This window comes from Pseudomonas sp. DW-iso3 (assembly GCF_058725305.1).
Genome location: NZ_JBZXDZ010000006.1, coordinates 572,242 through 594,796, shown reverse-complemented (window position 1 = coordinate 594,796; position 22,555 = coordinate 572,242). Strand labels below are relative to the sequence as shown.

General features: G+C 61.5%; 20 protein-coding genes. 14 read left to right on the top strand and 6 right to left on the bottom strand.

Going from position 1 to position 22,555, the window contains the following annotated elements:
* Nucleotides 1-72: 72 nt before the first annotated feature.
* The gene (locus tag AC4PS7_RS20525; protein WP_042570901.1) at nt 73-1,350 is read right to left on the bottom strand and encodes an acetyl-CoA C-acetyltransferase; all 1,278 of its coding nucleotides are present in this window, start codon (nt 1,348-1,350) and stop codon (nt 73-75) included.
* 114 nt (nt 1,351-1,464) lie between these two features.
* Between AC4PS7_RS20525 and AC4PS7_RS20520 the strand changes: the two genes are divergently transcribed.
* From AC4PS7_RS20520 to AC4PS7_RS20505, 4 genes are all read left to right on the top strand, one after another.
* Entirely contained in the window at nt 1,465-2,808 is a 1,344-nt protein-coding gene (locus AC4PS7_RS20520) for a 3-oxoacyl-ACP reductase (RefSeq protein ID WP_021493198.1), read from the top strand.
* Between the two features lie 2 nt (nt 2,809-2,810).
* The gene (locus AC4PS7_RS20515) at nt 2,811-3,659 is read left to right on the top strand and encodes a MaoC family dehydratase (protein ID WP_010213436.1); all 849 of its coding nucleotides are present in this window, start codon (nt 2,811-2,813) and stop codon (nt 3,657-3,659) included.
* A gap of 301 nt (nt 3,660-3,960) precedes the next feature.
* On the top strand, nt 3,961-5,568 hold the full coding sequence (locus tag AC4PS7_RS20510) for a collagen-like triple helix repeat-containing protein (protein WP_492179720.1): 1,608 nt from the start codon (nt 3,961-3,963) through the stop codon (nt 5,566-5,568).
* Nucleotides 5,569-5,740: 172 nt separating this feature from the next.
* Complete coding sequence (locus tag AC4PS7_RS20505) at nt 5,741-7,423, top strand: ShlB/FhaC/HecB family hemolysin secretion/activation protein (RefSeq protein ID WP_010213441.1); 1,683 nt, start codon at nt 5,741-5,743, stop codon at nt 7,421-7,423.
* Nucleotides 7,424-7,451: 28 nt separating this feature from the next.
* On the opposite strand, the gene AC4PS7_RS20500 is transcribed toward AC4PS7_RS20505, so the two are convergent.
* Nucleotides 7,452-7,856: a response regulator gene (locus AC4PS7_RS20500; RefSeq protein ID WP_010213443.1), complete on the bottom strand. Its 405-nt coding sequence runs from the start codon at nt 7,854-7,856 to the stop codon at nt 7,452-7,454.
* 58 nt (nt 7,857-7,914) lie between these two features.
* Entirely contained in the window at nt 7,915-8,106 is a 192-nt protein-coding gene (locus tag AC4PS7_RS20495) for a Flp family type IVb pilin (RefSeq protein WP_010213444.1), read from the bottom strand.
* A 332-nt stretch (nt 8,107-8,438) separates the two neighbouring features.
* Between AC4PS7_RS20495 and cpaB the strand changes: the two genes are divergently transcribed.
* The 8 genes from cpaB to AC4PS7_RS20455 are packed head-to-tail and all read left to right on the top strand — an operon-like array spanning nt 8,439 to nt 15,860.
* Entirely contained in the window at nt 8,439-9,380 is a 942-nt protein-coding gene (cpaB, locus tag AC4PS7_RS20490) for a Flp pilus assembly protein CpaB (RefSeq protein ID WP_021493202.1), read from the top strand.
* A gap of 19 nt (nt 9,381-9,399) precedes the next feature.
* Nucleotides 9,400-10,617: a type II and III secretion system protein family protein gene (locus tag AC4PS7_RS20485; protein WP_021493203.1), complete on the top strand. Its 1,218-nt coding sequence runs from the start codon at nt 9,400-9,402 to the stop codon at nt 10,615-10,617.
* Nucleotides 10,614-11,807: a CpaE/TadZ family protein gene (locus tag AC4PS7_RS20480; RefSeq protein WP_010213447.1), complete on the top strand. Its 1,194-nt coding sequence runs from the start codon at nt 10,614-10,616 to the stop codon at nt 11,805-11,807. The genes AC4PS7_RS20485 and AC4PS7_RS20480 overlap by 4 nt, the downstream gene beginning before the upstream one ends.
* The gene (locus tag AC4PS7_RS20475) at nt 11,804-13,075 is read left to right on the top strand and encodes a TadA family conjugal transfer-associated ATPase (protein WP_021493204.1); all 1,272 of its coding nucleotides are present in this window, start codon (nt 11,804-11,806) and stop codon (nt 13,073-13,075) included. The genes AC4PS7_RS20480 and AC4PS7_RS20475 overlap by 4 nt, the downstream gene beginning before the upstream one ends.
* 10 nt (nt 13,076-13,085) lie before the next feature.
* Nucleotides 13,086-13,967 (top strand): type II secretion system F family protein, encoded by an 882-nt coding sequence (locus tag AC4PS7_RS20470; RefSeq protein WP_010213449.1) that lies wholly within the window; start codon nt 13,086-13,088, stop codon nt 13,965-13,967.
* 1 nt (nt 13,968) lies between these two features.
* Nucleotides 13,969-14,856, top strand: coding sequence for a type II secretion system F family protein (locus AC4PS7_RS20465; protein ID WP_010213450.1), 888 nt, complete (start codon nt 13,969-13,971; stop codon nt 14,854-14,856).
* A gap of 10 nt (nt 14,857-14,866) precedes the next feature.
* A complete protein-coding gene (locus tag AC4PS7_RS20460; protein ID WP_010213451.1) occupies nt 14,867-15,577 on the top strand; it encodes a tetratricopeptide repeat protein in 711 nt (236 codons plus the stop codon).
* 10 nt (nt 15,578-15,587) lie between these two features.
* Complete coding sequence (locus tag AC4PS7_RS20455) at nt 15,588-15,860, top strand: DUF3613 domain-containing protein (RefSeq protein ID WP_010213452.1); 273 nt, start codon at nt 15,588-15,590, stop codon at nt 15,858-15,860.
* On the opposite strand, the gene AC4PS7_RS20450 is transcribed toward AC4PS7_RS20455, so the two are convergent.
* Nucleotides 15,857-16,645: a response regulator transcription factor gene (locus AC4PS7_RS20450; RefSeq protein WP_010213453.1), complete on the bottom strand. Its 789-nt coding sequence runs from the start codon at nt 16,643-16,645 to the stop codon at nt 15,857-15,859. The genes AC4PS7_RS20455 and AC4PS7_RS20450 overlap by 4 nt on opposite strands.
* 125 nt (nt 16,646-16,770) lie before the next feature.
* Entirely contained in the window at nt 16,771-17,220 is a 450-nt protein-coding gene (locus AC4PS7_RS20445) for a prepilin peptidase (protein WP_010213455.1), read from the bottom strand.
* Between the two features lie 72 nt (nt 17,221-17,292).
* On the opposite strand from AC4PS7_RS20445, the gene AC4PS7_RS20440 reads away from it, so the two are divergent.
* Together AC4PS7_RS20440 and AC4PS7_RS20435 are read left to right on the top strand one after the other, a co-directional pair.
* Nucleotides 17,293-17,736: a TadE/TadG family type IV pilus assembly protein gene (locus AC4PS7_RS20440; RefSeq protein ID WP_010213457.1), complete on the top strand. Its 444-nt coding sequence runs from the start codon at nt 17,293-17,295 to the stop codon at nt 17,734-17,736.
* A complete protein-coding gene (locus tag AC4PS7_RS20435) occupies nt 17,733-20,459 on the top strand; it encodes a PAS domain-containing sensor histidine kinase (RefSeq protein ID WP_021493206.1) in 2,727 nt (908 codons plus the stop codon). The genes AC4PS7_RS20440 and AC4PS7_RS20435 overlap by 4 nt, the downstream gene beginning before the upstream one ends.
* Here the strand turns inward: AC4PS7_RS20435 and AC4PS7_RS20430 are convergent.
* A complete protein-coding gene (locus tag AC4PS7_RS20430; protein WP_045791339.1) occupies nt 20,456-22,402 on the bottom strand; it encodes a pilus assembly protein TadG-related protein in 1,947 nt (648 codons plus the stop codon). The two genes, AC4PS7_RS20435 and AC4PS7_RS20430, sit on opposite strands and share 4 nt — an antisense overlap.
* Nucleotides 22,403-22,555 lie beyond the last annotated feature (153 nt).

Genomic DNA, 22,555 nt, shown 5'->3' with positions numbered 1-22,555 from the left:
ACGGCAATCAGCTCGCCGGTGGGAGGGGCTACCGACCGTTGATCACTTAAGAATGCATCCAATATGCCAGTTTCAGCGCTCAATGATCGCCGTCACCCCTTGCCCGCCCGCTGCACAGATGGAAATCAGCCCTCGGCCCTTGCCTGCCGCGTCGAGCAACTTGGCCAGATTGGCGACGATACGTCCACCTGTGGCGGCAAATGGGTGCCCGGCGGCCAGGGAGCTGCCTTTCACATTGAGTCGACTACGGTCGATGGCGCCCAGGGGCGCGTCAAGTCCCAGACGCGTCTTGCAATAGTCCGCATCTTCCCAGGCCTTGAGCGTGCACAACACTTGGGCAGCGAACGCTTCGTGGATTTCGTAGTAATCGAAGTCCTGCAGCGTCAGACCATTCCTCGCCAGTAAGCGCGGTACCGCGTACACCGGCGCCATCAGCAAGCCTTCGGCGCCGTTGACGAAGTCGACTGCCGCCGCTTCGCCATCGCGCAGATACGCCAGGATCGGCAAACCACGCTCCTGGGCCCAGGCCTCACTGCCCAGCAGTACCAGCGAGGCGCCATCGGTGAGCGGCGTGGAGTTGCCGGCAGTGAGCGTGCCCTTGTCGCTGCGTTCGAAGGCAGGCTTGAGGGCGGCGAGTTTTTCCAGGGTCAGGTCGGGCCGCAGGTTGTTGTCGCGGGTCAGGCCCAGAAACGGGGTAAGTAAATCGTTGTGCCAGCCTTCGGCGTAGGCGGCGGCCATTTTCTGGTGGCTTTCCAGCGCCAGCTGGTCCTGCTCGGCACGGGGAATCTGCCAGGTCTGTGCCATCAATTCACAGTGCTGGCCCATGGACAAGCCGGTGCGGGGTTCGCCGTTGCGCGGCAGTTCCGGCTTGAGATGATGAGGACGAAGTTGTAACAGGACTTTTAATTTGGCTGCCATGGATTTGCTGCGGTTGGCTTGCAGCAGGATCTTGCGCAGGCCTTCATTCACACCGATGGGTGCGTCGGAGGTGGTGTCCACTCCACCCGCAATCCCGCACTCGATCTGGCCCAGGGCGATTTTATTGGCCACCAGCAACGCCGCTTCCAGCCCCGTGCCACACGCCTGTTGAATGTCATAGGCCGGGGTCTGCGGCGACAGGCGCGAGCCGAGCACACATTCGCGGGTCAGGTTGAAGTCACGGGAATGCTTGAGCACCGCGCCGGCAGCCACCTCGCCCATGCGCAGGCCGTGCAGGTTGTAGCGTTCGATCAGGCCTTCCAGGGCAGCTGTCAGCATCGCCTGGTTGCTCGCCGTGGCATAGGGGCCGTTGGAGCGGGCGAAAGGAATGCGATTACCGCCAATGATCGCTACACGGCGCAATTGAGTCATGGAAAGCTCCCTGATGGTTGTGGGTGGAATCACCAAGCCTAGCCTAGGCTCAATCGAACGACTGCCACCCTGGGGTGGTCAACCCTTTGAACCCCAGCCTTCGGAGAGCGTTCCATGTCTGACCGTTATATCGACTTCGCCAACTCAAGCCTCGGCCATCGCCTGGTCGCCGCCATTGGCCTGCCGTCACCGGTACGCCTGGAACGCTGGCAAGCCGGGCGCCTGCGTCCGGTGGAAGGTGCGCTGCTGCTGGGCGGCGGTGCGCTGGTGAGCCATGTGCAGGCATTTGCCAACAGACTCACCGACGCCATTTACACGTACGGCAGCGAGACGTCGACGTGGATTCCCGGCCACGGCCCCAAGCTGAAAGCCGTGGTGTTCGACGCCAGCCATTTGCAACACACAGACCAACTTAAACAACTGCGCGAGTTCTTCCAGCCGCTGCTGAAAAATCTCGATAACAGCGCCCATCTGGTGATCCTCGGTCGCGTGCCGGAAACCCTCAGCGACCCGTTTGCCGCTAGCGCCCAGCGCGCTCTTGAAGGTTTCAGCCGCTCGCTGGCCAAGGAACTGCGCAATGGCGGCGTGTTGCAATTGCTCTCCGTCGGCGACGGTGCCGAAGACCAACTGGAAGGCGCGCTGCGCTTTTTTCTCTCGCCGAAAAGTGCGTATATCTCCGGCCAAGTGATTCGCCTGCAAGCGTGCGCCACTCCGGTTGAGGATTGGACGCGGCCACTGGCCGGGCGCAAGGCACTGGTCACCGGCGCCGCCCGAGGCATTGGCGCGTCCATCGCTGAAACGCTGGCCCGCGACGGTGCCGAAGTGATCCTGCTCGACGTGCCCCAGGCCAAGGCCGACCTCGAAGCCCTGGCCGCGCGCCTGGGTGCACGCACCGTCGCGCTGGATATCTGTGCTGAAGACGCTCCCAGCCAATTGATCGAACAGTTGCCCGATGGCCTCGACATTCTGGTGCACAACGCCGGGATCACCCGTGACAAAACCTTGGCCAACATGACGCCGGAATACTGGGACGCGGTGCTGGCGGTCAACCTCAATGCGCCACAGGTGCTGACCAAGGCGCTGCTCGACAGCGGCACCCTGCATGACAACGCCCGCGTGGTGTTGCTGGCGTCGATCAGCGGCATCGCCGGCAACCGTGGGCAGACCAATTACGCCGCGAGCAAGGCCGGGTTGATCGGCCTCGCACAAGCGTGGGCACCGTTGCTCAAGGAACGCGGTATCAGTATCAACGCCGTGGCCCCCGGTTTTATCGAAACCCAGATGACCGCGCATATCCCCTTCGCGTTGCGTGAGGCCGGGCGGCGCATGAGTTCGTTGGGCCAGGGCGGCCTGCCGCAAGACGTCGCAGAGGCCGTGGCCTGGCTGGGCCAACCGGGTTCCGGAGCGGTCAGCGGGCAAGCGTTGCGGGTGTGTGGGCAAAGCCTCTTGGGAGCATAAGCATGCAATGGAAGACGCTAGGCACTACTCCCTTTCTGCCGCCGCTGTATTGGCGCGCAGCGCTCAAACGCAAGATCACCGGCAGCACGTTGCCCGAACAGGGATTGCGCTGTCGGGTGAGCATCAATCCCAAGCACGTGGCGGCGTATCGCAAGGTCTGCGGTTTTTCCGACAGCCCGGTCTTGCCGGCGACGTATCCCCATATCATGGCGTTCGGATTGCAGATGCAGTTGCTGACGGACAAAGACTTTCCGTTCCCACTGCTGGGGTTGATTCACCTGAGTAACCGCATCCGCATTCATCGCCCGCTGGGTGGGGTGAGCGAATTGTCCGTCGGTGTCCACACGCAGAACCTCAAGCCCCACCCCAAGGGCGCGACCTTTGATCTGATCACCACCGTCGAGGACTCACTCGGCCTGCTATGGGAAGCCGAAAGCCGCATGTTGTGCCGAGGCGTAAAACTGCAAGGTGAACCCGAGGATGACGCCCAGCCCGCCCCCACTCAGGTCAGCGAACTGACCCGCTGGAAGGCCCCCGCCGATATTGGCCGCCGTTATGCCCGGGTCTCCGGCGACTACAACCCCATCCACCTCAGCGCCTTGACCGCCAAGCTGTTCGGTTTTCCCCAAGCCATCGCCCACGGGCTGTGGAACAAGGCGCACACCCTCGCCGCCCTTGGCGAACACTTGCCCGCCGCCAATATCGAGATCAGCGTTGAGTTCAAAAAACCCGTGCGCCTGCCCGGAGAAGTAACGTTATTGGCCAGCGCCGCCGGGTCCAGCGGCGAGTTGTGGTTAAAAGGCGCGGGCGGTATTGAACATATGGTTGGCAACTGGCAACCGATCGCCTGAAATAAACTGATTAATTGTATATATACACCCTAAGTACTAGCGGACTTTTTTAAGTCCGCTTTTTTATTTAACTTATTGTTTTTTAATAAATAAACATCTTGATACATCCTCCCCTTACGCCCTTGGTATTAGTCGCTTAGCCGATACACTGCTGCGGTATATAAATCGTTAATACCAAGTAGAGCATTGAGAGAAGGCACCGCCGGGGCTGTTATAGCCACACGGACAAACACATCACGACCTCGAGAAGCAGTGAGTGTTTGAAGACAACCAAGGTTGTACAGGTGCAAGGAACTCAATCATGAAAACTCAAGTAGTGTTTTGGAAAGCAAGTACCGCGCTGGCCCTGGCAGTAGCACTGGCACTCGGCGGCTGCAGCAGCGGTGGTGGTGGGCATAAATCCAGCGTGGCATCGTCCTCACCGGATGCGGGTGCGGGAACGGGTGGTGGCACCGGTGGCGGTGATGGTGGAACCGGTGGTGGCACTGGTGGCGGTACTGGCGGTGGCACAGATGGTGGTACTGGCGGAGGCACTGGTGGCGGTACCGGCGGTGGCACCGGTGGCGGCACAGGCGGTGGCACCGGTGGCGGCACAGGCGGTGGCACAGGCTCGACAACCACTCCCCTGGTGACTGGCCAGATTGTCGGCACTCTGGGCGGTACTGTCGGTAATGTGGGTGCTGCGGTTGGCGACCTTGGCGACACCTTGAACAACGTTCCCATCGTCGGCACCACCGCTGGCGGTCTCGTCACCGCTACCGGCGACGCCGTCACCAGCATTGGTACCGGCGTGACTGCCGGCCTGGGCTCCCTGGGCACCAACAGCAATTCCCTCGGCATCACCGTGGCGGGCGTCGGTAACGGCGTTGCCGACCTGGGTGACGGCCTTTCGACCACCGGCAAATCCCTGTCGACCACACTGGGCGGTATTCCAGTGGTGGGCGGCTTGACCGGCGGTGTCGGCGGTGCTGCCGGCGGCCTGGTCGACAAGGTAGGTCAGACCGTCACCATGCTGGGCGATACATTGAGCACCGCCAGCACCACCGGACCGCTGGGTTCTCTCACTAACACGGTCGGCGGCAAAGTGTTGGTGCCCGTGGTCTCGCTGGTGGAAAACACCACCGGCAACCTCGGCAAGGCCACCGGCCTTGGCAACCCGGTCAATGGCCTGCTGGATAAGGTCGGCTCGACGGTGACCGGCCTGGGTGGCCAGGTCGCCAGCGCGGGCGGCACCGGCAATCCGGTTACCAACATCGTAGGTGGCGCATTGACCGGCGTCGGTGGCGTGCTCGACAAATCCGGCGGCTATGTTGCCCCAGCGGGCGGCGGCGCGAAATCCGGCCTGCCCGAGTTGGTGGGCGGCCTGATCGCCAACGTCGGTAACGGTCTGAATGTCGGCAACACTAATGGCACTGTCAGTGCCGCCGGTGTAACCGGTGGCGCCCTCGGCGGCACTGTTGCCTCCCTGGGCACGGTCATCGGTGGCAATGGCATCAGCAACACGGCAGCCACATCGCCCGTTGCCGGCTTGGCCACTCAGGTCGGTGCGGCCCTCAACCCAGTGACCTCCGGCGTCGCCAGCCTGACGCAAAATATCGGAACCACCACGGGCATCGGCGCGCCGGTCAACGGTCTGGTGACACAAGTGGGCGGCGCCGTCAGCGGTATCGGTGCCAACCTGACAGCCGCCAACGCCAACCCGATCACCAATGCCCTCGGAGGCACCGTCAGTGCGGTGGGCAGCACCGTAGGCTCGGTCGGTGGGTTGGTCACAGGCGGCACCGGCACCAGTGGAGGCCTGCTTGGCGGCCTGAACGTAGGCGCCAACGCCTCGGCGGGTGGCAGTGCAAACACCAACACCGGCAGTGGGCTGGGCGGCTTACTGAACGGCCTGACCGGCAAAAAATAGAATTGCACCTGGCCGATTAGACGGCCTCCCCTACAGCGCCTACGCTTGGTTGAGACGAGAGACCCCAATAAGTCTCTCGTCTTTTTTATGGGGCTGGAATCATGCCCTCCCGAACCGAGTCCCAGAACCCGGCGGGCCCGAAACGCTGCTGCAGTTGACCATGGAGTGTCCTATGCGCGTGTTGACGCCGATGTTAGTGCTTACCCTCAGTGCCTACGCACAGGCCGAGACCCTTCCCAACTTCCTCAACAGCAACGACACCATTCGCAACTTGCCAGTGCCCAACCTCCCCGCCGACGCCTATCGACCGGTCACGCCGCAAACCCAGGTGCCCGAAGCTCCGCCCACTCAGGGCCAGCCGCTGTTGATGGACACCAAGGTCACGATTCGCAAGCTGCAGATCGAGGGTGGCACTGTCTACCCGCTCGCCGAGACCGCCAAGGCCTACGAACCGTTGATTGGCCATGAGACCAACCTGGCGCAACTGATCGAAGCCACCCGTGGCATTACACGTCGCTACCAGCAAGACGGTTATCTGTTGTCCTACGCATTCTTGCCCCAGCAAGACTTCGAAAATGGCCTGGTGCGCGTGGTGCTGGTGGAAGGCTATATCAAGGACTACCAGCAAAGTGGCGATATCGGCTCGGTCTCGGCTTACGTCGACAAACTGGCCAATAAACTCCTGGCCGAACGCCCACTGACTCGCAAAACCTTCGAGCGCTACACCACGCTCATGGGCCGTATCCCCGGTGTCACCCTGCAAGCGCAAGTACCGCCGCCAGGCACTACCGACGGTGGCACACGCATGCAGATCACCGCCAGCCGCAAGCCCTTCACCAGCAGCATGAGCATGACCGATGACAACCGCGGTGGCCTGCAGGCCTTGCTCACTGGCACAAGCAACTCCCAAACCTCAATGGGCGAGCAGCTCAATATCAGCGGGCTGTTCCCACCTGGCGAAGATAAAGAGCACTACTACCGCGTGGGCTACAGCCAGTTCATCAATGCCGAAGGCACCCAGTTGGCGCTCGCCGCCGAACGCTACCGCGCCGACCCCAACGCCAACCTGCAACTGGACGGCGGCTTCGAGCTAAAGCCGCACCAGTCCATCGATCGCTACTCCATCGGCCTCAGCCACCCGCTGGTAGCCTCACCGACTGAGTCGCTGACCCTCGGTACGCGGCTCTACGCAGTGGACCAGACCACACGCTACAAACTCGTGGGTTACCCCCAACGTTTCGACATCGAAACCAACCTGCGTGCCCTGGCGTTCGAAGGTGACTGGCGCAAATCCGACACCCGCCAACTGCGTATCCTCAGCGCCGGCCTGTATCAGGGAATAAATGGCCTGGGCGCCAGGACCCACAGTGATTTTGAAGGGCTCAAGCCCGACCTGGACTTTTTCCGCCTGCGCCTGTCCGGCGTACAAAGCGACAAGTTCTTCGATAACTGGCAAGGCGTACTGTCGGGCGCGTTTTACTGGAGCAATGACACCCTGCCCGACAGCGAACGCGCCACGTTCGGCGGGCAGAACTTCGGTCGTGGCTACCCTGACGATCAAGGCTCCGGTGACAAGGGTTGGGGGGTGGCTTATGAGTTCAACTACAGCTACAACCGCGCCGGCGACTGGGTGAGGATCCTGCAGCCCTATGTCGTGTTCGACCGCGCCAAGAGCTGGTTCAACGATCTGCCAGTCAAGAGCAACGATATGTCATCGGCTGCCGTAGGGCTGCGCTTCGGGGACAACAAGTACTACAACATCGCCCTGGAAGCGGCCAAGCCGATGTCGGATATCGCGCTGGACAGCTTCAACCGGCGGCCACGGTACACGTTGAGCTTCAGTTATCAGCTCTGATCCCGCCCTGTAGGCGCCGGCCTGGCGCCTACAGCCTGGATTTCGGCAGGGGAAACAGGTTGTTCAGCGTATCAATCAACCGCACCAGGTAGATCGGCTTGCGAAACAAGTCCAGCACCTGCAAGCGCAGCATATCGCTCACGTCATCCATCTCGGCATGACCGGACATCACAATCACTGGCAGGTGAGAACGTGAGGTGTGCTCACGCAGGCGTTTGATCAAGGAGATGCCGCTTTCTTCGGGCATACGCAGGTCGGTGATGACCAGGGCAATATCGGGGTGGAGTGTCAATTCTTGCAGGGCGAAGGTGACGGAGGTGGCGGTAAAACAGACAAACCCCTCATTTTCAAGGGACTCGGCAAGTTCGATCAGGGCGTCCTCTTCGTCGTCCACCAAAAGAATTTGCTGGCGGTTAGGCGAAGAGGCGCTCATGGCTGTACCTGAACAGAAAGAACTTTGATAGGCAGTTTCCACATGTACAAAGGGGCGTTCACGTCGTCATTTTAGTCGCGACGCTATCGAAGATAGACTTGATCTTATCTCCAAGCCCTGTACCGGCCCCCACGATCACCAGTGCAACCATTGCCACGATAATCGCGTACTCAATACCCGACGCGCCATCTTTACGTTGAAAAAAGAGTTGGGTCTGGACATACATCTTCAACATCAGCTCAAGGAACATGAGACTTCTCCCTAAAACGCCTTTAAAAGCCGGAACGGCTCTAGTACCAGATGATCGCGGCGTGCCGTTAGAGCATTGTCAACAAACCTCGGGCTCACAACTGTAAGAACGGATTAATCACAAAGTATTAGTCGCAAAGTTGACGCAATGACCCCGGCCTTTAAACGGTTGCGCTTCCAGTTCAGATAATTTTTTTCCGGGTTAATGGCATTTTGTCCTAGCTGAGCTACCTTCAAATAGCCAAATCGTTAGATGTTCATTACAGCCAGGTTGCGGATTAACCCGATTGGATTAAACGGGCATGCAGTGCAACGGGGAAAGGGAGAGCCGTCATGAACAGTCGCATCAGCATGGTCCTGGCCGGCTTGTTGCTGATTGGGGCATTGATCGCCGGGTACTGGGGGCTTGTATTGAGCCGCGCACCGGAGCCCGTCGCCGCCCCCGTTGCACCTGTCGTTTCCGTGGATAACACCGTCGCTGCCGTTGAAGACCAGACCCGCCAACCGGTGGTGGTGCTGGTGCACGAAGTGTCCGCCTTTACGCCACTGACCGCCGCTGACCTGGCCATAGAAAAACTGCGCACCGTACCCGCCGGCAGCCTGTCCCAGCTTGACCAAGCCATCGGTCGTATCCCCCTTCGCACCTTGGGGGCGGGCACTTGGCTCACCGAAGAAAGCTTCAGCAGCGGCGGTCCGCTCGCTCGCATGATTCGCCCGAACGAGCGGGCCCTGGCCGTGGCGGTGGATGAGGTGAGCGGCGCTGGAGGCCAATTGACCCCCGGCGACTACGTGGATGTATTGCTGTTCCTGCGCCAGGATGCCAGCAACGCCGAACAATCAGCCCAGATCGTCCTTCCAGCGATGCGCCTGCTCAGCGTTGGCGACCAGTTGGGCCTGGCCAACGATGGCACCCCCGCGGTGCCACCGCCGGCCACGGTCGAAGAACGCGCCCAGGCAGCACAACGTCGGGCCGCCGCGCGCACCGTGGTGCTGGCGGTGCCGGAGCCGCTATTGAGCCGCCTGATGCTCGCCGCCCAAGCAGGCACGTTGCGCCTGGCCGTACGCAGCGCCGAGGAGCAACTGCTCAGCCGCTACTGGGCCGGCGAAAGCGACGCATCACAAAGGCTGGAAAGCGCCAACCGCGACCTCTACCAATTCACGCAACTGGCCCTGACCGGGCCGCCCAAGCGAGTCACGTCCGCCGCAAGTGAGCCTGGCGTTCGGCGTGGCATTGAAGTCATTCGCGGTGCCCAGGCGGCTCCCCTCACCCCGTAATCGAACAAGGATGCCTTGAATGAGCCAGCGCTACGCACCCGTGTTCACGCAAATGGCCTGGGCCTTCCTGCTGTCGAGCCTGCCGTTCGGCGTGGCCTTGGCGGCGCCAGGCAATTGCAGCGCCCTGGGTCAGTTGCCTGCCGTGGTCGAGGTAGGAGAAGGTCTGCAACAAGAGCTGCAATCGCCCGTGGCCATCACCCGGCTGGCCATCGGCGACCCAAAAATCGCCGATGTGCGCGTGAATGGCGACCGTAATTTCCTGCTGACCGGTGTCTCGTCCGGCGCCACCAGCCTGTTGGTGTGGACCGCCTGCGCCCGTTCACCGCGCCAGAGCATGGTGTTCGTCAAGGGCAAGGCCACGTCGGCGCTGACCAGCCTGTCGCTGTCGCCGTCGGAAGACCCTCTGCTGCCCAGCCAGGTGCAGACCGATATTCGCTTTGTCGAGGTCAGCCGTACCAAGCTCAAGGAAGCCAGCACCCGACTTTTGGGCTCAGGCACAAACTTTTTCTTCGGCAGCCCCAACCTGCTGTCCCCTTCGGAAGGCGTTTTCAAGCTGCCGGTAAGCACTGATGGCTTCAACGTCGGTTTCGGTGGCGGTCGGGTCAAAGCCATGATCAACGCGCTGGAGCGCAGTGGTTTCGCCTATACCCTGGCACGTCCCAGCCTGGTGGCCATGAGCGGCCAGAGTGCTTCCTTCCTGGCTGGCGGCGAGGTGCCGATCCCGGTGCCCAGCGCGGGCAGCGACACGATCTCCATCGAATACAAGGAGTTCGGCATTCGCCTGACGCTGACGCCGACAGTGATTGACCGCAACCGCATCTCCCTCAAGGTCGCACCCGAAGTCAGCGAGCTGGACTACAGCAACGCCGTGCAGATCCAAGGCATCCAGGTGCCGGCCCTGACGGTGCGCCGTACCGACACCAGCGTGTCCCTGGCCGATGGTGAAAGCTTTGTGATCAGCGGCCTGATCAGCAGCAACAACCGCTCCACCATCAACAAGTTTCCAGGGCTGGGCGATATCCCGATCCTCGGGGCGTTTTTCCGCGACTCCAATATCAGCCGCGAAGAAAAAGAGCTGTTGATGATCGTCACACCGCACCTGGTACAGCCATTGGCCGCCAACGCCCAACTGCCGTCCTTGCCCGGCGAAAAACTGCGCAGCTACGACCCGAACTGGTACCGGTTGTTTTTCCTGGAAAACGGCAATTTCGACCGCCGTAGTGGACTTTCCCAATGAGCGATAGCCTGAGCCAGACCTTTCTCGCCATCACCCGCAACACCACTGACCTGGAGTGGCTGCAGGGCGCCCTGGCGCCCCTTGGCCAGGTCGTGAGCGCCGGTACCGGCAGCCTGGACGAATTGCTCGCGCTGGTCGACGTCACCTTCGCCAACCTGGTATTCGTGGGCCTGGACCGTGAGAACCTCGTGGCCCAGAGCGCACTGATAGAAGGTGCCCTGGAGGCCAAGCCGATGCTCGCCGTGGTTGCCCTGGGCGATGGCATGGATAACCAGCTGGTCCTGAACGCCATGCGCGCCGGCGCCCGCGACTTCGTGGCCTACGGCTCACGTTCAAGCGAAGTGGCCGGCCTGGTGCGACGCCTAAGCAAGCGCTTGCCAGCCGTCGCCCACAGCGCGCAACTGGGCGGCCTGACCGTGCTGTTTGGCACCCAGAGCAATGCCGACGGAGCGATGCTGGCGACGCACCTGGCCTTGGTGGTGCAGAAAAGCGGGCAGCAAACGTTGCTGCTCGACCTGGGCCTGCCACGCAGTGACAGCCTGGCGCTGCTCGGCCTGGAAAGCACGTTCAATTTCGGCGACGCGCTGAGGCATTTGCGCCGCCTCGATTCCACCTTGATCAACAGCGCCTTCACCACAGCGCTGGACGGCTTGCGCATCCTGGCGTACGCCACCGGTGATGAACCGCTCAAACTGACCAGCGCCGCCGAATTGTTCATGCTGCTCAGCGCACTGCGCCAACATTTCCAGCACATCGTCGTGAACATTACCGGGCAGCCCGACAGCGAAGCGTTGCGCACCTTCGTCAGCCACTGCGACAAACTGCTGTGGTGCACCGACCAGAGCGTCCTGGACTGCCGGCGCAACCTCGCAGTGCTCAATCGCTGGCGCGAAAAAGGCATGAAGCTTGATCATGCCAAACTGGTGGTGGACCGCTACATCAAAGCCTGCGCACCGGACATCGAAGCCCTGGAAAAAAGCTTCGGTCTTGCGTGCATCGCCGTACTGCCCCTGAGCGCGGAATTGCGCCTTAATGTGAAAAACCAGGGCCAGCCCCTGTTTGCCCTGGCCCCACGCGAACCCCTGACCCAAGCCGTGCGCACGTTGGGTGAGCTCCTGGCTAAACGTTCCGAGGGGCTTGCAAAACCGTCAATGCGTTGGTTTGAACGCCTCCTGGGGTCAGGACAATGAACGGCGAAAAATTATTTGGCGGCCCCGCCCGCAGCACAAGCGGCAGCACCGATAACGACGGCCTCAAACTGGTGTTGCATCGCTACATCATTGACGCCATCGAGGAGTCGGGCAAGAACCTGCTCGAAGGCACTCGCCAATCCCTGGCGCAATTTGTCATCGACAAGGTCTCCGAGTACATCACACGCATGCGCCTGGCGATTTCGCGCTATGAGATGGAACGCCTGGCCGAAGAAATCGTCGATGAACTCACCGGTTTCGGCCCGCTTGAGGTGTTGCTGCGTGACCCGTCGGTGACCGAGATCCTGGTCAACGGCCCACACCGGGTGTTTATCGAACGTGACGGCCTGCTGCACCAGAGTGACTTGCGTTTCATTGACGATCATCACGTCGAACGCGTGATGCAGCGCATCCTCGCACCGCTGGGCCGACGCCTGGACGAGTCCTCGCCGATGGTGGATGCGCGCTTGCCCGACGGCAGCCGGGTCAATGCGATCATCCCGCCGATTGCCCTGGATGGGCCCTGCCTGTCGATTCGAAAATTCCGCAAGGACATGCTCAAAAGCACCGACCTGGTCGCCATGCAAACCATCGATCAGAGCATCTTCGAGTTCTTCCAGGAGGCCGTGGGCAAGCGCTGCAATATCCTGATCAGCGGCGGCACCGGCACCGGCAAGACCACGTTGCTGAACATTCTCAGTCAGTTGATCAACCCCCACGAACGCCTGGTGACCATCGAAGACGTGGCCGAACTGCAGTTGGGTCATCCCCATGTAGTTCGCCTGGAGACCCGCCCGCCGAATGCCGAAGGCCACGGTGAGGTACGTTCCAGCGACCTGATCCGCAACGCCCTGCGGATGCGCCCCGATCGCATCATCCTGGGCGAGATCCGCGGTGTGGAGGTGCTCGATGTAATGACCGCAATGAACACCGGCCACGACGGTTCCATGAGCACCGTGCACGCCAACAATGCCCAGGATGCGTTGCTGCGCCTGGAAACCCTGGTGGGGCTGACTGGCCGGGTGATTGCGGAGAAAACCCTGCGCCAGATGATCTGCGCCGCGCTGGACGTGATCATCCAACTGACACGCATGCCCGATGGCCGTCGCTGTGTGAGCGAGGTGGTCGAAGTCGTGGGCGTGCGCGATGACGTGTATGTCACCAATACCCTGTTCCGCCTCGACCGGCGCACCGGCTTCGGTTTCCTGCGCGAAGCCCTCAACCCGGCCGGCGACAAACTGCGCCGCGAATCGACCTTGCAGTCATAGGGAGCGTTGGATGACAGGACCGGTGTTGTTGCTTATCTGCCTGCTGCTGATCGCCCTGTCGTTCTGGCAGTTTCACCATGGCCTGCGCAAGGCCCGGACGGACCGCGTGCTGGAACGGCTCGGCGACGGCCAGCCCGAGACCCAGGAACCGAGTACCACCTGGACCGGCCTTGAGCACATGTTCCAGCGCGCCGGGCTGGGCAAACCCACGGACCGCCTGGGCTTGTGGCTGAGCGCCTGGGTGGTCGGCGTGCTGCTGGGCTGGCTGCTCGCGGACGGGCTGGGCCTGATCGCGATGATCGTTGGGCCACCCCTGCTACTTCGCGTGTACATCAGTTGGCGTTATCAGCGCCGCGTGCAGCGTATGGTCGAGCAATTGCCGCAGTTGTTGGACCACAGCGTCCGTAGCCTCAAATCCGGCAGAACCCTGGCCGACTCCGTACTGGGGGGGATCGAGGGCGTCGAAGCGCCCCTCAAGGACGCCATGGGACGAGTGCAGCGCAACGTGCGCATGGGGGTGAGCCTGCCCGATTCAGTCAGCGATTTCGCCGAGTTCTACGAACAGGACGAATTCCGCCTGTTCGCACTTGGCCTGAAGGTCAATCACCGCTATGGCGGTAACGCCAGCGAGTTGCTGGAAAACCTGATCAAAATGATTCGCGAGCGGGAACAGGGCGCCCGTCAACTCAAGGCCATGACTGGCGAAACGCGCATGACCGCGTATGTGTTGGGCGGCTTGCCAGTGCTGATCGTGGGTTACTTCATGATGGTCAACCCCAGCTACTTGATGACCATGTGGAACGACGACACGGGGCGCATCATGCTGTTCAGCGCGCTGGCCATGGACCTGGGCGGCACCTTTGTCATGTGGCGCATGCTGAGGAGTGTCTGAGATGGCACTTCTGGCCTGCGCCTTGTTGCTCCTCGCCGCTGCGGTATTGGTGGGGGGCCAATTGCTCGAGAACCGCCGGCGCGAACGGCGAGTGGCGGAACGCTTGCAGGGGCGGATGGCCGGCGAAGACCGGCTCGGCAGCCTTATGCGCCAGCTGGGCGGCAGCGCCCTGGCACAGCGCTCGGTCAGTCTGGACAACGAGACGCAGACCCTGCTCAACCGGGTCGGTTGGCGCAAAGCCAGTCAGCGCTCGTTGTTCGCAGCCTTCCAGATCGGTACGCCTATCGTGTCACTGGGCCTGACCCTCCTCGGCCAGCAACTGCTCTTCCCCCACGCAACCCCGGTATGGATTGCCTCGATGTTTGCTTTGGGCATTGGCTACCTGCTGCCAAAACGTGTGCTGGCCGCTGCCGCCAAGCATCGCCAGCAGACCATCGCCAAAGAGGTCTCAACCTTCATTCCACTGCTGCGCATTCTGTTCGAGTCCGGCATGGCGGTTGAACAGTCGCTGCGCGTACTGAGCAACGAAGCCCAGCGCCTGCTTCCCGCGCTGACACACGAATTACGCTTGATCCTGGCACGGGTCGATTCCGGGCTGGAGCTTGGCGAAGAGCTGGGCAAGACCGCCCGTTTGCTGGAAGTGGATGAGTTCACCGACACCTGCATCATCCTCCAGCAGTTGATCCACCAGGGCGGCGGCGCGATGAAGTCCTTGCTGGCCCTCAAGCAGTTGCTTGACGACCGCCGCCTGACCCGCCTGCAGGAATACATCTCGAAGATGTCGGCCAAAATGTCGGTGGTGATGATGGTGTTTCTGTTCCCCGCTTTGCTGATTGTGCTTGGCGGCCCGGCCTTCATCGGCATCGCCCGCGCGTTGAGTCACTTTTGAGGAGACATTGATGAAAGTACTGATTGCCGGCCTGGCCCTGCTGATGCTCAGCGGCTGCGCCACCAATGGCCAATCACCCTGGGCAGCGTTGACCTCACCGGGCAGTTGCGCCAAGCCGAGTTCGGAGCAGGAACTGGCGCTCAACCTGTCCGATGATTTGGCCAACGAAGGCAAGTTGCACGCCAGCCTGGCCAACCTGCAAAGCCTGCCCGACGGCTTGCCCCAGGTGCGGCAACGCAAGGCCCGCACTTACCGCCTGCTCGGGCGCAGCGAAGCCGAACCGTTGTACCGCAGCCTGCTCGGCACCTGCATGACTGCCGAGGGCGAGCACGGCCTGGGGCAATTGGCGGCCGCCAAGGGCAACAACGCCCTGGCCATGACCCACCTGCAACGGGCGGCGCAGCTGGCGCCCACTGACGAAAAGATCCGCAATGACTTGGGCGTGGTGTACCTCAACCAATTGCGCTTGGAAGACGCGCGCTTTGAATTCATGACGGCCATCGAACTCAAGCAGGGCGACCCGTTGGCCGCCGTCAACCTGGTAACGCTGTTGATCTACCAAGACGACTGGGGGCAAGCGGCCAAGGTCGTCAGCCAGTTGGGGCTGAGCCGCGAGCAGTTCACCGATGCCCAGGCCCGCGCGGAAAAACTCAAGGGCGCTGGCGCGACGGTGCGCAAAGTAGCGGCGGTCCGCGATGCCCTGCCTGTGAGTCTCAAGTAAGGAGTGATCGATGAACGCACATTACCTGATCGGCCTGGCGCTGTTACCGCTGGCCGCAATGGCCATCGAACCGGGCCCGTCGTCCCCGCAGCAGGCGGAAACGGAAAACTGGATGGCCCTGCAGATCAACGGGCCGGTGGCTTCGCCGACGCCGCAAAGGGCCACACCCGCGGAACGGGAGCAGTCCTTGCAGCGGTGGCTGGACAGTTACAAGCACCCGATTCCCGAGTTCTTTGAACAGGATGTCGGCGGGAAATCGCCGGGCGGAGGGAGTAATAACTAGTGCGCCGTCACCCGCTGACGCATCGCCGAGTTGCTCGGTGAAAGGGCCAGCGCCAGTTGGGTGCGGTTATGCATATGGGTCAGGCGCAACACCTGGGACACGTATAGTTTGACCGTGTTTTCGGTGATCCCCAGTTCGCAAGCGATCTGGTAATTGGTCTGGCCTTTGCCTACCAGGCGCGCTACGTCCAACTGGCGCGGTGAGAGTTGGTTGAAGATAGTCGGAATCTCCACAGACCCGGCGTCTTCGGCGACCAGCTCACCATCATCCGTCCCCCCCGCACCAGGGCTGCGGCGCACCTTGTCGAGATCCTGGTACAGGTCATTGATGGATTCCGAGAGGTATTGCAGCTTCTGGTTCAAGTGCCCCAGTTGCAGCTCTTTCTGCCGCTCTTCCAATGCCGCTTCCTGACGCTGGAGACCTTCAAGCAATTCGTCGAGATTGATCGGCTTCTGGTAGTAATCCGAGATCCCCGTGCGCAGGGCCTTGATCACGTCCTGTTTGTCGGCCCGTCCGGTGAGCATGATCGCCTCAAACGCCCGAGCCTTACCGGCCACTTTTTGCATGGCTTGCACCAACTCGATGCCGTCCATGTCTGGCATATGCAGGTCGCACAACACCAGCCCGATTTCGGCGTCTTCGCTGAAGCGCTGCAACGCCTGCCGGCTGGAACCACACGGGACGCACCGGTAACCACTGCTTTCGAGAAATTCACAGAGCTCTTCCACAATCAAAGGTTGATCGTCGACGACGAGCACTTTTACCGCCGAGGTAAGCTTGTTCACGCGCTACTCCATGCCTGGCAAACCAAAAGATTGGCCTATCCTTTTGGCGAAGAATCCTACATATCTATGCAATAAACGTAGACCTACTTTCCGACTATGTACATAGCGATAGAAACCTTGTGCGATTAATGAATCCAAAGCCAATACAGCGCAAACCCGGTCAGTACAAAGGGGGCAAAAGGCTGCTTGGTTGACGCTGCAGTAAGCCCATTGTGCTGACGCGCCCTAAGCCGTTGACGGATAAGCACCCAGCCACCTTGGAACACCGCAGCACCAATCAAAGACCACAACAACGCATCCCACGTACTGGCCAGGGCCAGGGCGGCCAGCAGCTTCACGTCCCCGGCGCCAAAACGGCCCAGCGCATAGCCGGGCAAGGTCAGCAGCAGCGCCACGGCAAAGGCCCAGCCCCCCTCACTGGCGGGCGCTCCCAGCCAGGTAGCGCCGTTCCACACCAAGTAAGCCAACGCCAGCAGCGCCACCCCCAGGGTCAAGCCATTGGCGATTTGCCGTTGACGCATATCCTGCAATGCACAGAGCCCCAGCCAGACCAGTATCACCACGCCATGGATCACGTAAAAAACATCCCTTTTCGCTGATTGATTCTATGCTGATATCAAGTAGTAGCCGTCAGGGTAGACGCAGTCATGAAAACAGGCCTGCCTAGAAAGCAAAAAGGTGCGGCGGCGATTGAGTTCGCCCTGGTCTTCGGGATCTTTTTTGCGGTGTTCTATGGGTTGATCAGCTACAGCCTGCCGCTGCTGTTGATGCAGTCGTTCAACCAGGCTGCGGCGGAGGGAGTGCGCCAGGCCTTGTCCGTGGACCCGGTGGCCGCCGGCACCGCTTACTCCACCCAGGTGAAAGACCGCGCCAAAACCACGGTGATCAACCAATTGAACTGGATCCCGTCCAGCTTTCAGTTCTCCTCCAGCTTCATTAGCACCACCTACGACGGCACCACGCTGACCGTGGAGATCACCTACCCCACCACCAACCTTTACTCTGTATTCCCGGCACTGGTGGTACCGGGCATAGGCCCCGTCCCAAATCTGCCGGCCAACTTGACCGCCCGTTCGAGTCTCAAGTTTTGACCTCTGGAGACAAGCTCTTCGGGCGACTGCTCGGCCGCACCAGCGCCCCGCACCTCGATACGCCCGGCGTGCCCATCCCCGGGCTGCACCTGCGCCTGGATCCTCAAGGACACGTGTTGAGCGTTGGCGGCACGCTGAGCCCGCAACTGACGCCCTACAGGGTGGGCGACCCGCGCCCGCTGCTGCGTGAACTGCTGTGCGCCAGCAGCGCCCTGAGCATTGAAGGCAGCCCGGCTGATTGGCAACACCAAAGCCTGGACCTGGACTTCCAGGGCGCTACCGGCCAAGTGCTGCACACACGTGGCTGGATCGAACCCGAGGAGGACGGCTGGTACCTGCGCCTGCAGGACGTTGGCGACTTGCTGGCCGGCAGGCAACTGGCCCAGCACCGCGAGCAGAACCATCAACTGGCCTGCCAGATGAGCGAGCAATTGCGGGTGTGCAGCCTGACCCGCCTGCCCGAGGTGCTCAACGAGCACCTGCGCAGCCTCGCCCAGCGCTGGCGAATCCCCTGTGTGGCCCTGGCCTTGCTCGATGCAGATGACCAGGGTTGGCGGGTCTACAACCAGTATGCGGCCCACGACGCCCCGGCCCTGTGGCAGGCCGGCCAGCACCTGGGCACCAGCCTGGACAGTGCCAGCGGCAACACGCCACTGAGCCTGGCCCAAGGACGCGACGACAACCCGCGACTGCACAGCATTTTCGGCAACTCTGATGGGTTCCTGGTGCCCTACCGTGACAGCCAGGGTGTCGCCGCCTGGTTGCTCTGCGGCTTCTACAGTGGCCAACAACACACCAGCGAGCGGGACTGGCTGAACCTCACGGCCGCCCTCGCCGCCCCCCTGCTGAGCCGCTTGCGTGAACAACGCTACCACCAACAGCTCGAACGCACGGAAGCCCTGCAAGGTTTACTCGGCACCGGCTGGTGGGAACTGCTGCCAGCCACTCAGGAGATCCAGCTCGCCCCGCAATTGCTGCACAGCCTCAGCCTGGAAGACAGCCCGACCCGCCAGGCGTTGAGTCAGTGGCTGGCGCTGATCCACCCCGCCGATCGCCAGGCACTCACCAGCCGCCTGCACGACCTGCAAGCCCTGGGTAAACCGCTGCTGACCAGCGTACGCCTGCAACGCAGCGACGCCGAACAAAAGCCCCTCTGGTATCGCGTGCAAGGCCAAGTGCTGGGGGTCGGTGATAACCGCCGCTGGATCGGCTTCATGCTCGACATCAGCGACATCAAGAACCAGCAACTGCAAGCCGCCGCCGCCCATGCGCGCCTCGATAACCTCATCGCCAGTTCCCCCGCGGTGATCTATGTGCAGCGCTACGTCAGCGGCGCCCTGCACCCGGCGTTTTTCAGCGACAGTCTGTTGCCACTGCTGGGCTGGACCTTGGCCGACTGCAACCACGACAGCCTGGCATCGCTGATCCACCCGCAGGACCGTGAGCTGTACTTCGAGCGCAGTCGCCAGCTATTGCGCGAGGGTAGCGTGCGCAGTCGCTACCGCCTGCGCGACAAACAGGGCCATTACCACTGGCTGCTGGATGAAGCCAAGTTGCTGCGTGATGACCTTGGACTGCCGCTGGAAGCCGTCGGGCTCTGGCTGGATGTCACCGACGCAACCTTGGCCGCCGAGCACATCAAACAAAGCGAAGAGCGCTACCGCATCCTGGTCGAGGACTCCCCGGCGATGATCTGCCGCTACCGCCCGGACCTGACCCTGACGTTCGGCAACACACCGCTGGCCAACTACCTGGAATGCCCACCCGAGCAACTGCCAGGACTGAACCTGGGGGATTGGCTGTCGGACGAACAGCGCCAGGCCTTTGCGCACCGCATCGGCCAGTTGAGTCCTGAATTCCCGGTCAGCACCGCCGAAATCAGCCTGGAACTGCCCGGGCGCGAACATGCCTGGTGGGTGTGGTCGGACCGGGGCGTGTTCGACGAGCAGGGCGCGCTGGTGGAAGTACAAGCCGTGGGCCGCGACAACACCGAAGTGCGCCGCTCCCAACAGCAACTGACCCAAAGCGCCAAGATGGCCACCCTCGGCGAAATGGCCACGGGCCTCGCCCATGAGATCAACCAGCCCTTGAATGTGATGCGCATGGCTATCGTCAATGTGCTCAAACGCCTGAGCAACGGCGATGCGCAAATCGACTACCTCACCGAAAAACTCCAACGCATCGACACCCAGGTGCAGCGCGCAGCGCGCGTGGTCGACCATATGCGCGTGTTCGGCCGCCGCTCGGAAATCGAACAACAGCCCTTCGACCCGTCGCAGGCGGTGGAAGGCACCCTGTCGCTGCTCGGTGACGGCTTGCGCGGCAAAGGTGTGGACGTGCGCATCACGCCGGCGGATTTTACGGTGCAGGTCAAAGGTCACGTCGACCAGTTGGAGCAAGTGCTGATCAACCTGATGGTCAATGCCCGTGATGCGCTGTTGAGCAAGCGGCAAAAAGACCCTGAGTTCCGCCCCTGGATCGCGGTGCACTGCGAGCATGACAGCCGGCATGTGCGGATCTGGGTGGAGGACAACGGTGACGGCATAGACCCACGGTTACTGGAGCGGATTTTCGAACCGTTCTTCACCACCAAGCCGATTGGCGTGGGCACGGGGCTGGGGTTGTCGGTGAGCTACGGGATTGTGGAAAACATGGGCGGACGCTTGAGCGTCGCCAATGCAGAGCAAGGCGCGAGGTTTTGTGTGGAGTTGCCGATCAGCTAGATCACCAGGTAGGCGCGGCCCATGTGACAACTGAGGTTGGCGCCGACTTCGGCGTTGCCGAGGCTGATGCCCAACGCCGAGAGCAGTGTGTTGACGATGGGGTCGAGTATCGGCGCCAGGACGTTTTGGACAAGGCCGACCACCGAGCTGATGATGGTCGCCAGCGCATTGGTAACGGTGCCGTTCGCCGGGTTGGGTGTGCTGCCGCTTGGCGGTACGTAGGTGACCTGCAGACCGTTCAGGGTATTTCCCAGGCTGAACAGGATATCGGCAGTGCCGGGTGGGCTTTTGTAGATCGTTGCCGCGTTGATGTCATTTACCGGAGAAAACACCAACGTATTGGTTTGCGCGCCTACGGTGGACAACGCTCTCAGATTCAAGCCGCCACCGACGCCGGCAGTACGCGGACCGCACACCAATGTCAGCAGGCAAAAGCGCTGGCCAAAATCAATCAGCCGCACCGGCTGCACATTGACCGCCGCAGACGATGAAAAGGCCGACACCGGCTCAACGTAACCAACGCCCAAGGTGGCGAGTGAAGTGGTGGCTCGCACCGTCAACGACTTAGTGGCCGGCGTGGCGCAATTGAAGTCTGTCACGTGGCTCTCTGCACTGGCCGCCTCGATATAGATGGATAAGGTCTGGTTGATATCCACGTCAGCGACATTACAGCCCACTAAGCACACGACACCGGCCACCACATCGAGAAGATTCAAGTTCAACAAACCACCGACCACCTTGGATACCGGCGTCGCCAGCCCGGTCAGAATCGATGTAACCCCAGACACTGCCTTGATGATCGGCGCGTCAATCTTGACCAACGTGCGTACCTGGGCAGTTCGCACAACAATCTGATCCGTCGGCGGATTATTCAAAAGCCCCGCCTTGGCCTTTGCCGGATTGCCAATCGCCGACAGTTGCGGTGGCTCGATGACTTTGGTCTGGATCGAGACGGTGCCTACCAGCGGAATATTCACCTGGGCTGCGGCACTGACCGCACTTTTGCTACTGGAGAGTTGCGCCACGGTCTCCAGCAACTGAAACAACTGCACACTGGTGTTCAAGGCCGCCGCCGGCGTTCCGGTAGCGACTTTCAGCAAGTCTCCAACCTTCAGAAGCTGGGTATTCGGCGCGATGGCCTTCACTGTAATCAAATCGTTGATGACCGCCGTGGCGACCGCGCCGTTTTTTTGCAGGACCTTCACGGCGGCGTCGAGCAACTGGCTGGCGGATACGGCGGTGCTCAGCAGCGCATCGTAGTCACCCGCCTTTACGTTCAATTCAATCGCCAACTGATCCAGATAGCTGAGCAGGTTCACGTTCGTCGTCAACAGCCCGTTCCAGCCCGCGGCCGTCAGCGACAGGCTACCGCCCAACAGATTGCCGATGACCATGTTCAAGAGTGGAGAGTTACCCGAGTTCACCGATGCCAGAGCGGTGCGGATCGTCAGCTGCGCCACAGGCGGTGCAGAAGCCGCCACCGCCGTTGCAGTCAGGACGGTTTGCGCCGCCACAGGCGCGCCGCCAAACAGGCTCCAGATTCCACTGGCGATACTCGCCATCACGGTGCGGGTCGCGACCACGCGCACGGCGTCGTTTTTGGTGGCGTCTGCGGTAAACACACGGATATTGCTGGCATTGCTGGCCAATGTGCCGCAGGTCACGGCCAGCCCACGGCTGCTGTCGCCGGCGACCACGGTGAAGCCGTTGCGGGCGGCGTTTTCCTTGGCATAGTCATTCGCGGTGGTGGTGGGCGTGCACAGGCCGCCACGGCTGGCGGCTTCGAGGGCCGAAGTGTCGGCGATAGATTGCAACTTGCGCTTTTCCAGGTAGAGGCGACCGCTGTCCACCGCCAGCAACATAAACACCAAGGCCACCGCCAGGGTGCCCGCTGCCATCAGGCCAATCGCACCACGCTGACTGGAACCAAGTCGGGGAGACATCAGGCACTCCTTAGCGCTTACTCTCCTTAGTTGGTGTTGAGTGTAGACAAGGGCTGGCCAGTCGCCAGATGAATGACTGACAGAGATTTATTGGCTGACCTCGTTCCAATGTGGGAGCGGGCTTGCTCACTCCCACATAGAATCTGTGCCGGG

Bases quoted from the DNA above. Each gene is read 5' to 3' on its own strand.
- AC4PS7_RS20525 (WP_042570901.1), bottom strand. From the start codon at position 1,350: ATGACTCAATTGCGCCGTGTAGCGATCATTGGCGGTAATCGCATTCCT.
- AC4PS7_RS20520 (WP_021493198.1), top strand. From the start codon at position 1,465: ATGTCTGACCGTTATATCGACTTCGCCAACTCAAGCCTCGGCCATCGC.
- AC4PS7_RS20515 (WP_010213436.1), top strand. From the start codon at position 2,811: ATGCAATGGAAGACGCTAGGCACTACTCCCTTTCTGCCGCCGCTGTAT.
- AC4PS7_RS20510 (WP_492179720.1), top strand. From the start codon at position 3,961: ATGAAAACTCAAGTAGTGTTTTGGAAAGCAAGTACCGCGCTGGCCCTG.
- AC4PS7_RS20505 (WP_010213441.1), top strand. From the start codon at position 5,741: ATGCGCGTGTTGACGCCGATGTTAGTGCTTACCCTCAGTGCCTACGCA.
- AC4PS7_RS20500 (WP_010213443.1), bottom strand. From the start codon at position 7,856: ATGAGCGCCTCTTCGCCTAACCGCCAGCAAATTCTTTTGGTGGACGAC.
- AC4PS7_RS20495 (WP_010213444.1), bottom strand. From the start codon at position 8,106: ATGTTCCTTGAGCTGATGTTGAAGATGTATGTCCAGACCCAACTCTTT.
- cpaB (WP_021493202.1), top strand. From the start codon at position 8,439: ATGAACAGTCGCATCAGCATGGTCCTGGCCGGCTTGTTGCTGATTGGG.
- AC4PS7_RS20485 (WP_021493203.1), top strand. From the start codon at position 9,400: ATGAGCCAGCGCTACGCACCCGTGTTCACGCAAATGGCCTGGGCCTTC.
- AC4PS7_RS20480 (WP_010213447.1), top strand. From the start codon at position 10,614: ATGAGCGATAGCCTGAGCCAGACCTTTCTCGCCATCACCCGCAACACC.
- AC4PS7_RS20475 (WP_021493204.1), top strand. From the start codon at position 11,804: ATGAACGGCGAAAAATTATTTGGCGGCCCCGCCCGCAGCACAAGCGGC.
- AC4PS7_RS20470 (WP_010213449.1), top strand. From the start codon at position 13,086: ATGACAGGACCGGTGTTGTTGCTTATCTGCCTGCTGCTGATCGCCCTG.
- AC4PS7_RS20465 (WP_010213450.1), top strand. From the start codon at position 13,969: ATGGCACTTCTGGCCTGCGCCTTGTTGCTCCTCGCCGCTGCGGTATTG.
- AC4PS7_RS20460 (WP_010213451.1), top strand. From the start codon at position 14,867: ATGAAAGTACTGATTGCCGGCCTGGCCCTGCTGATGCTCAGCGGCTGC.
- AC4PS7_RS20455 (WP_010213452.1), top strand. From the start codon at position 15,588: ATGAACGCACATTACCTGATCGGCCTGGCGCTGTTACCGCTGGCCGCA.
- AC4PS7_RS20440 (WP_010213457.1), top strand. From the start codon at position 17,293: ATGAAAACAGGCCTGCCTAGAAAGCAAAAAGGTGCGGCGGCGATTGAG.
- AC4PS7_RS20430 (WP_045791339.1), bottom strand. From the start codon at position 22,402: ATGTCTCCCCGACTTGGTTCCAGTCAGCGTGGTGCGATTGGCCTGATG.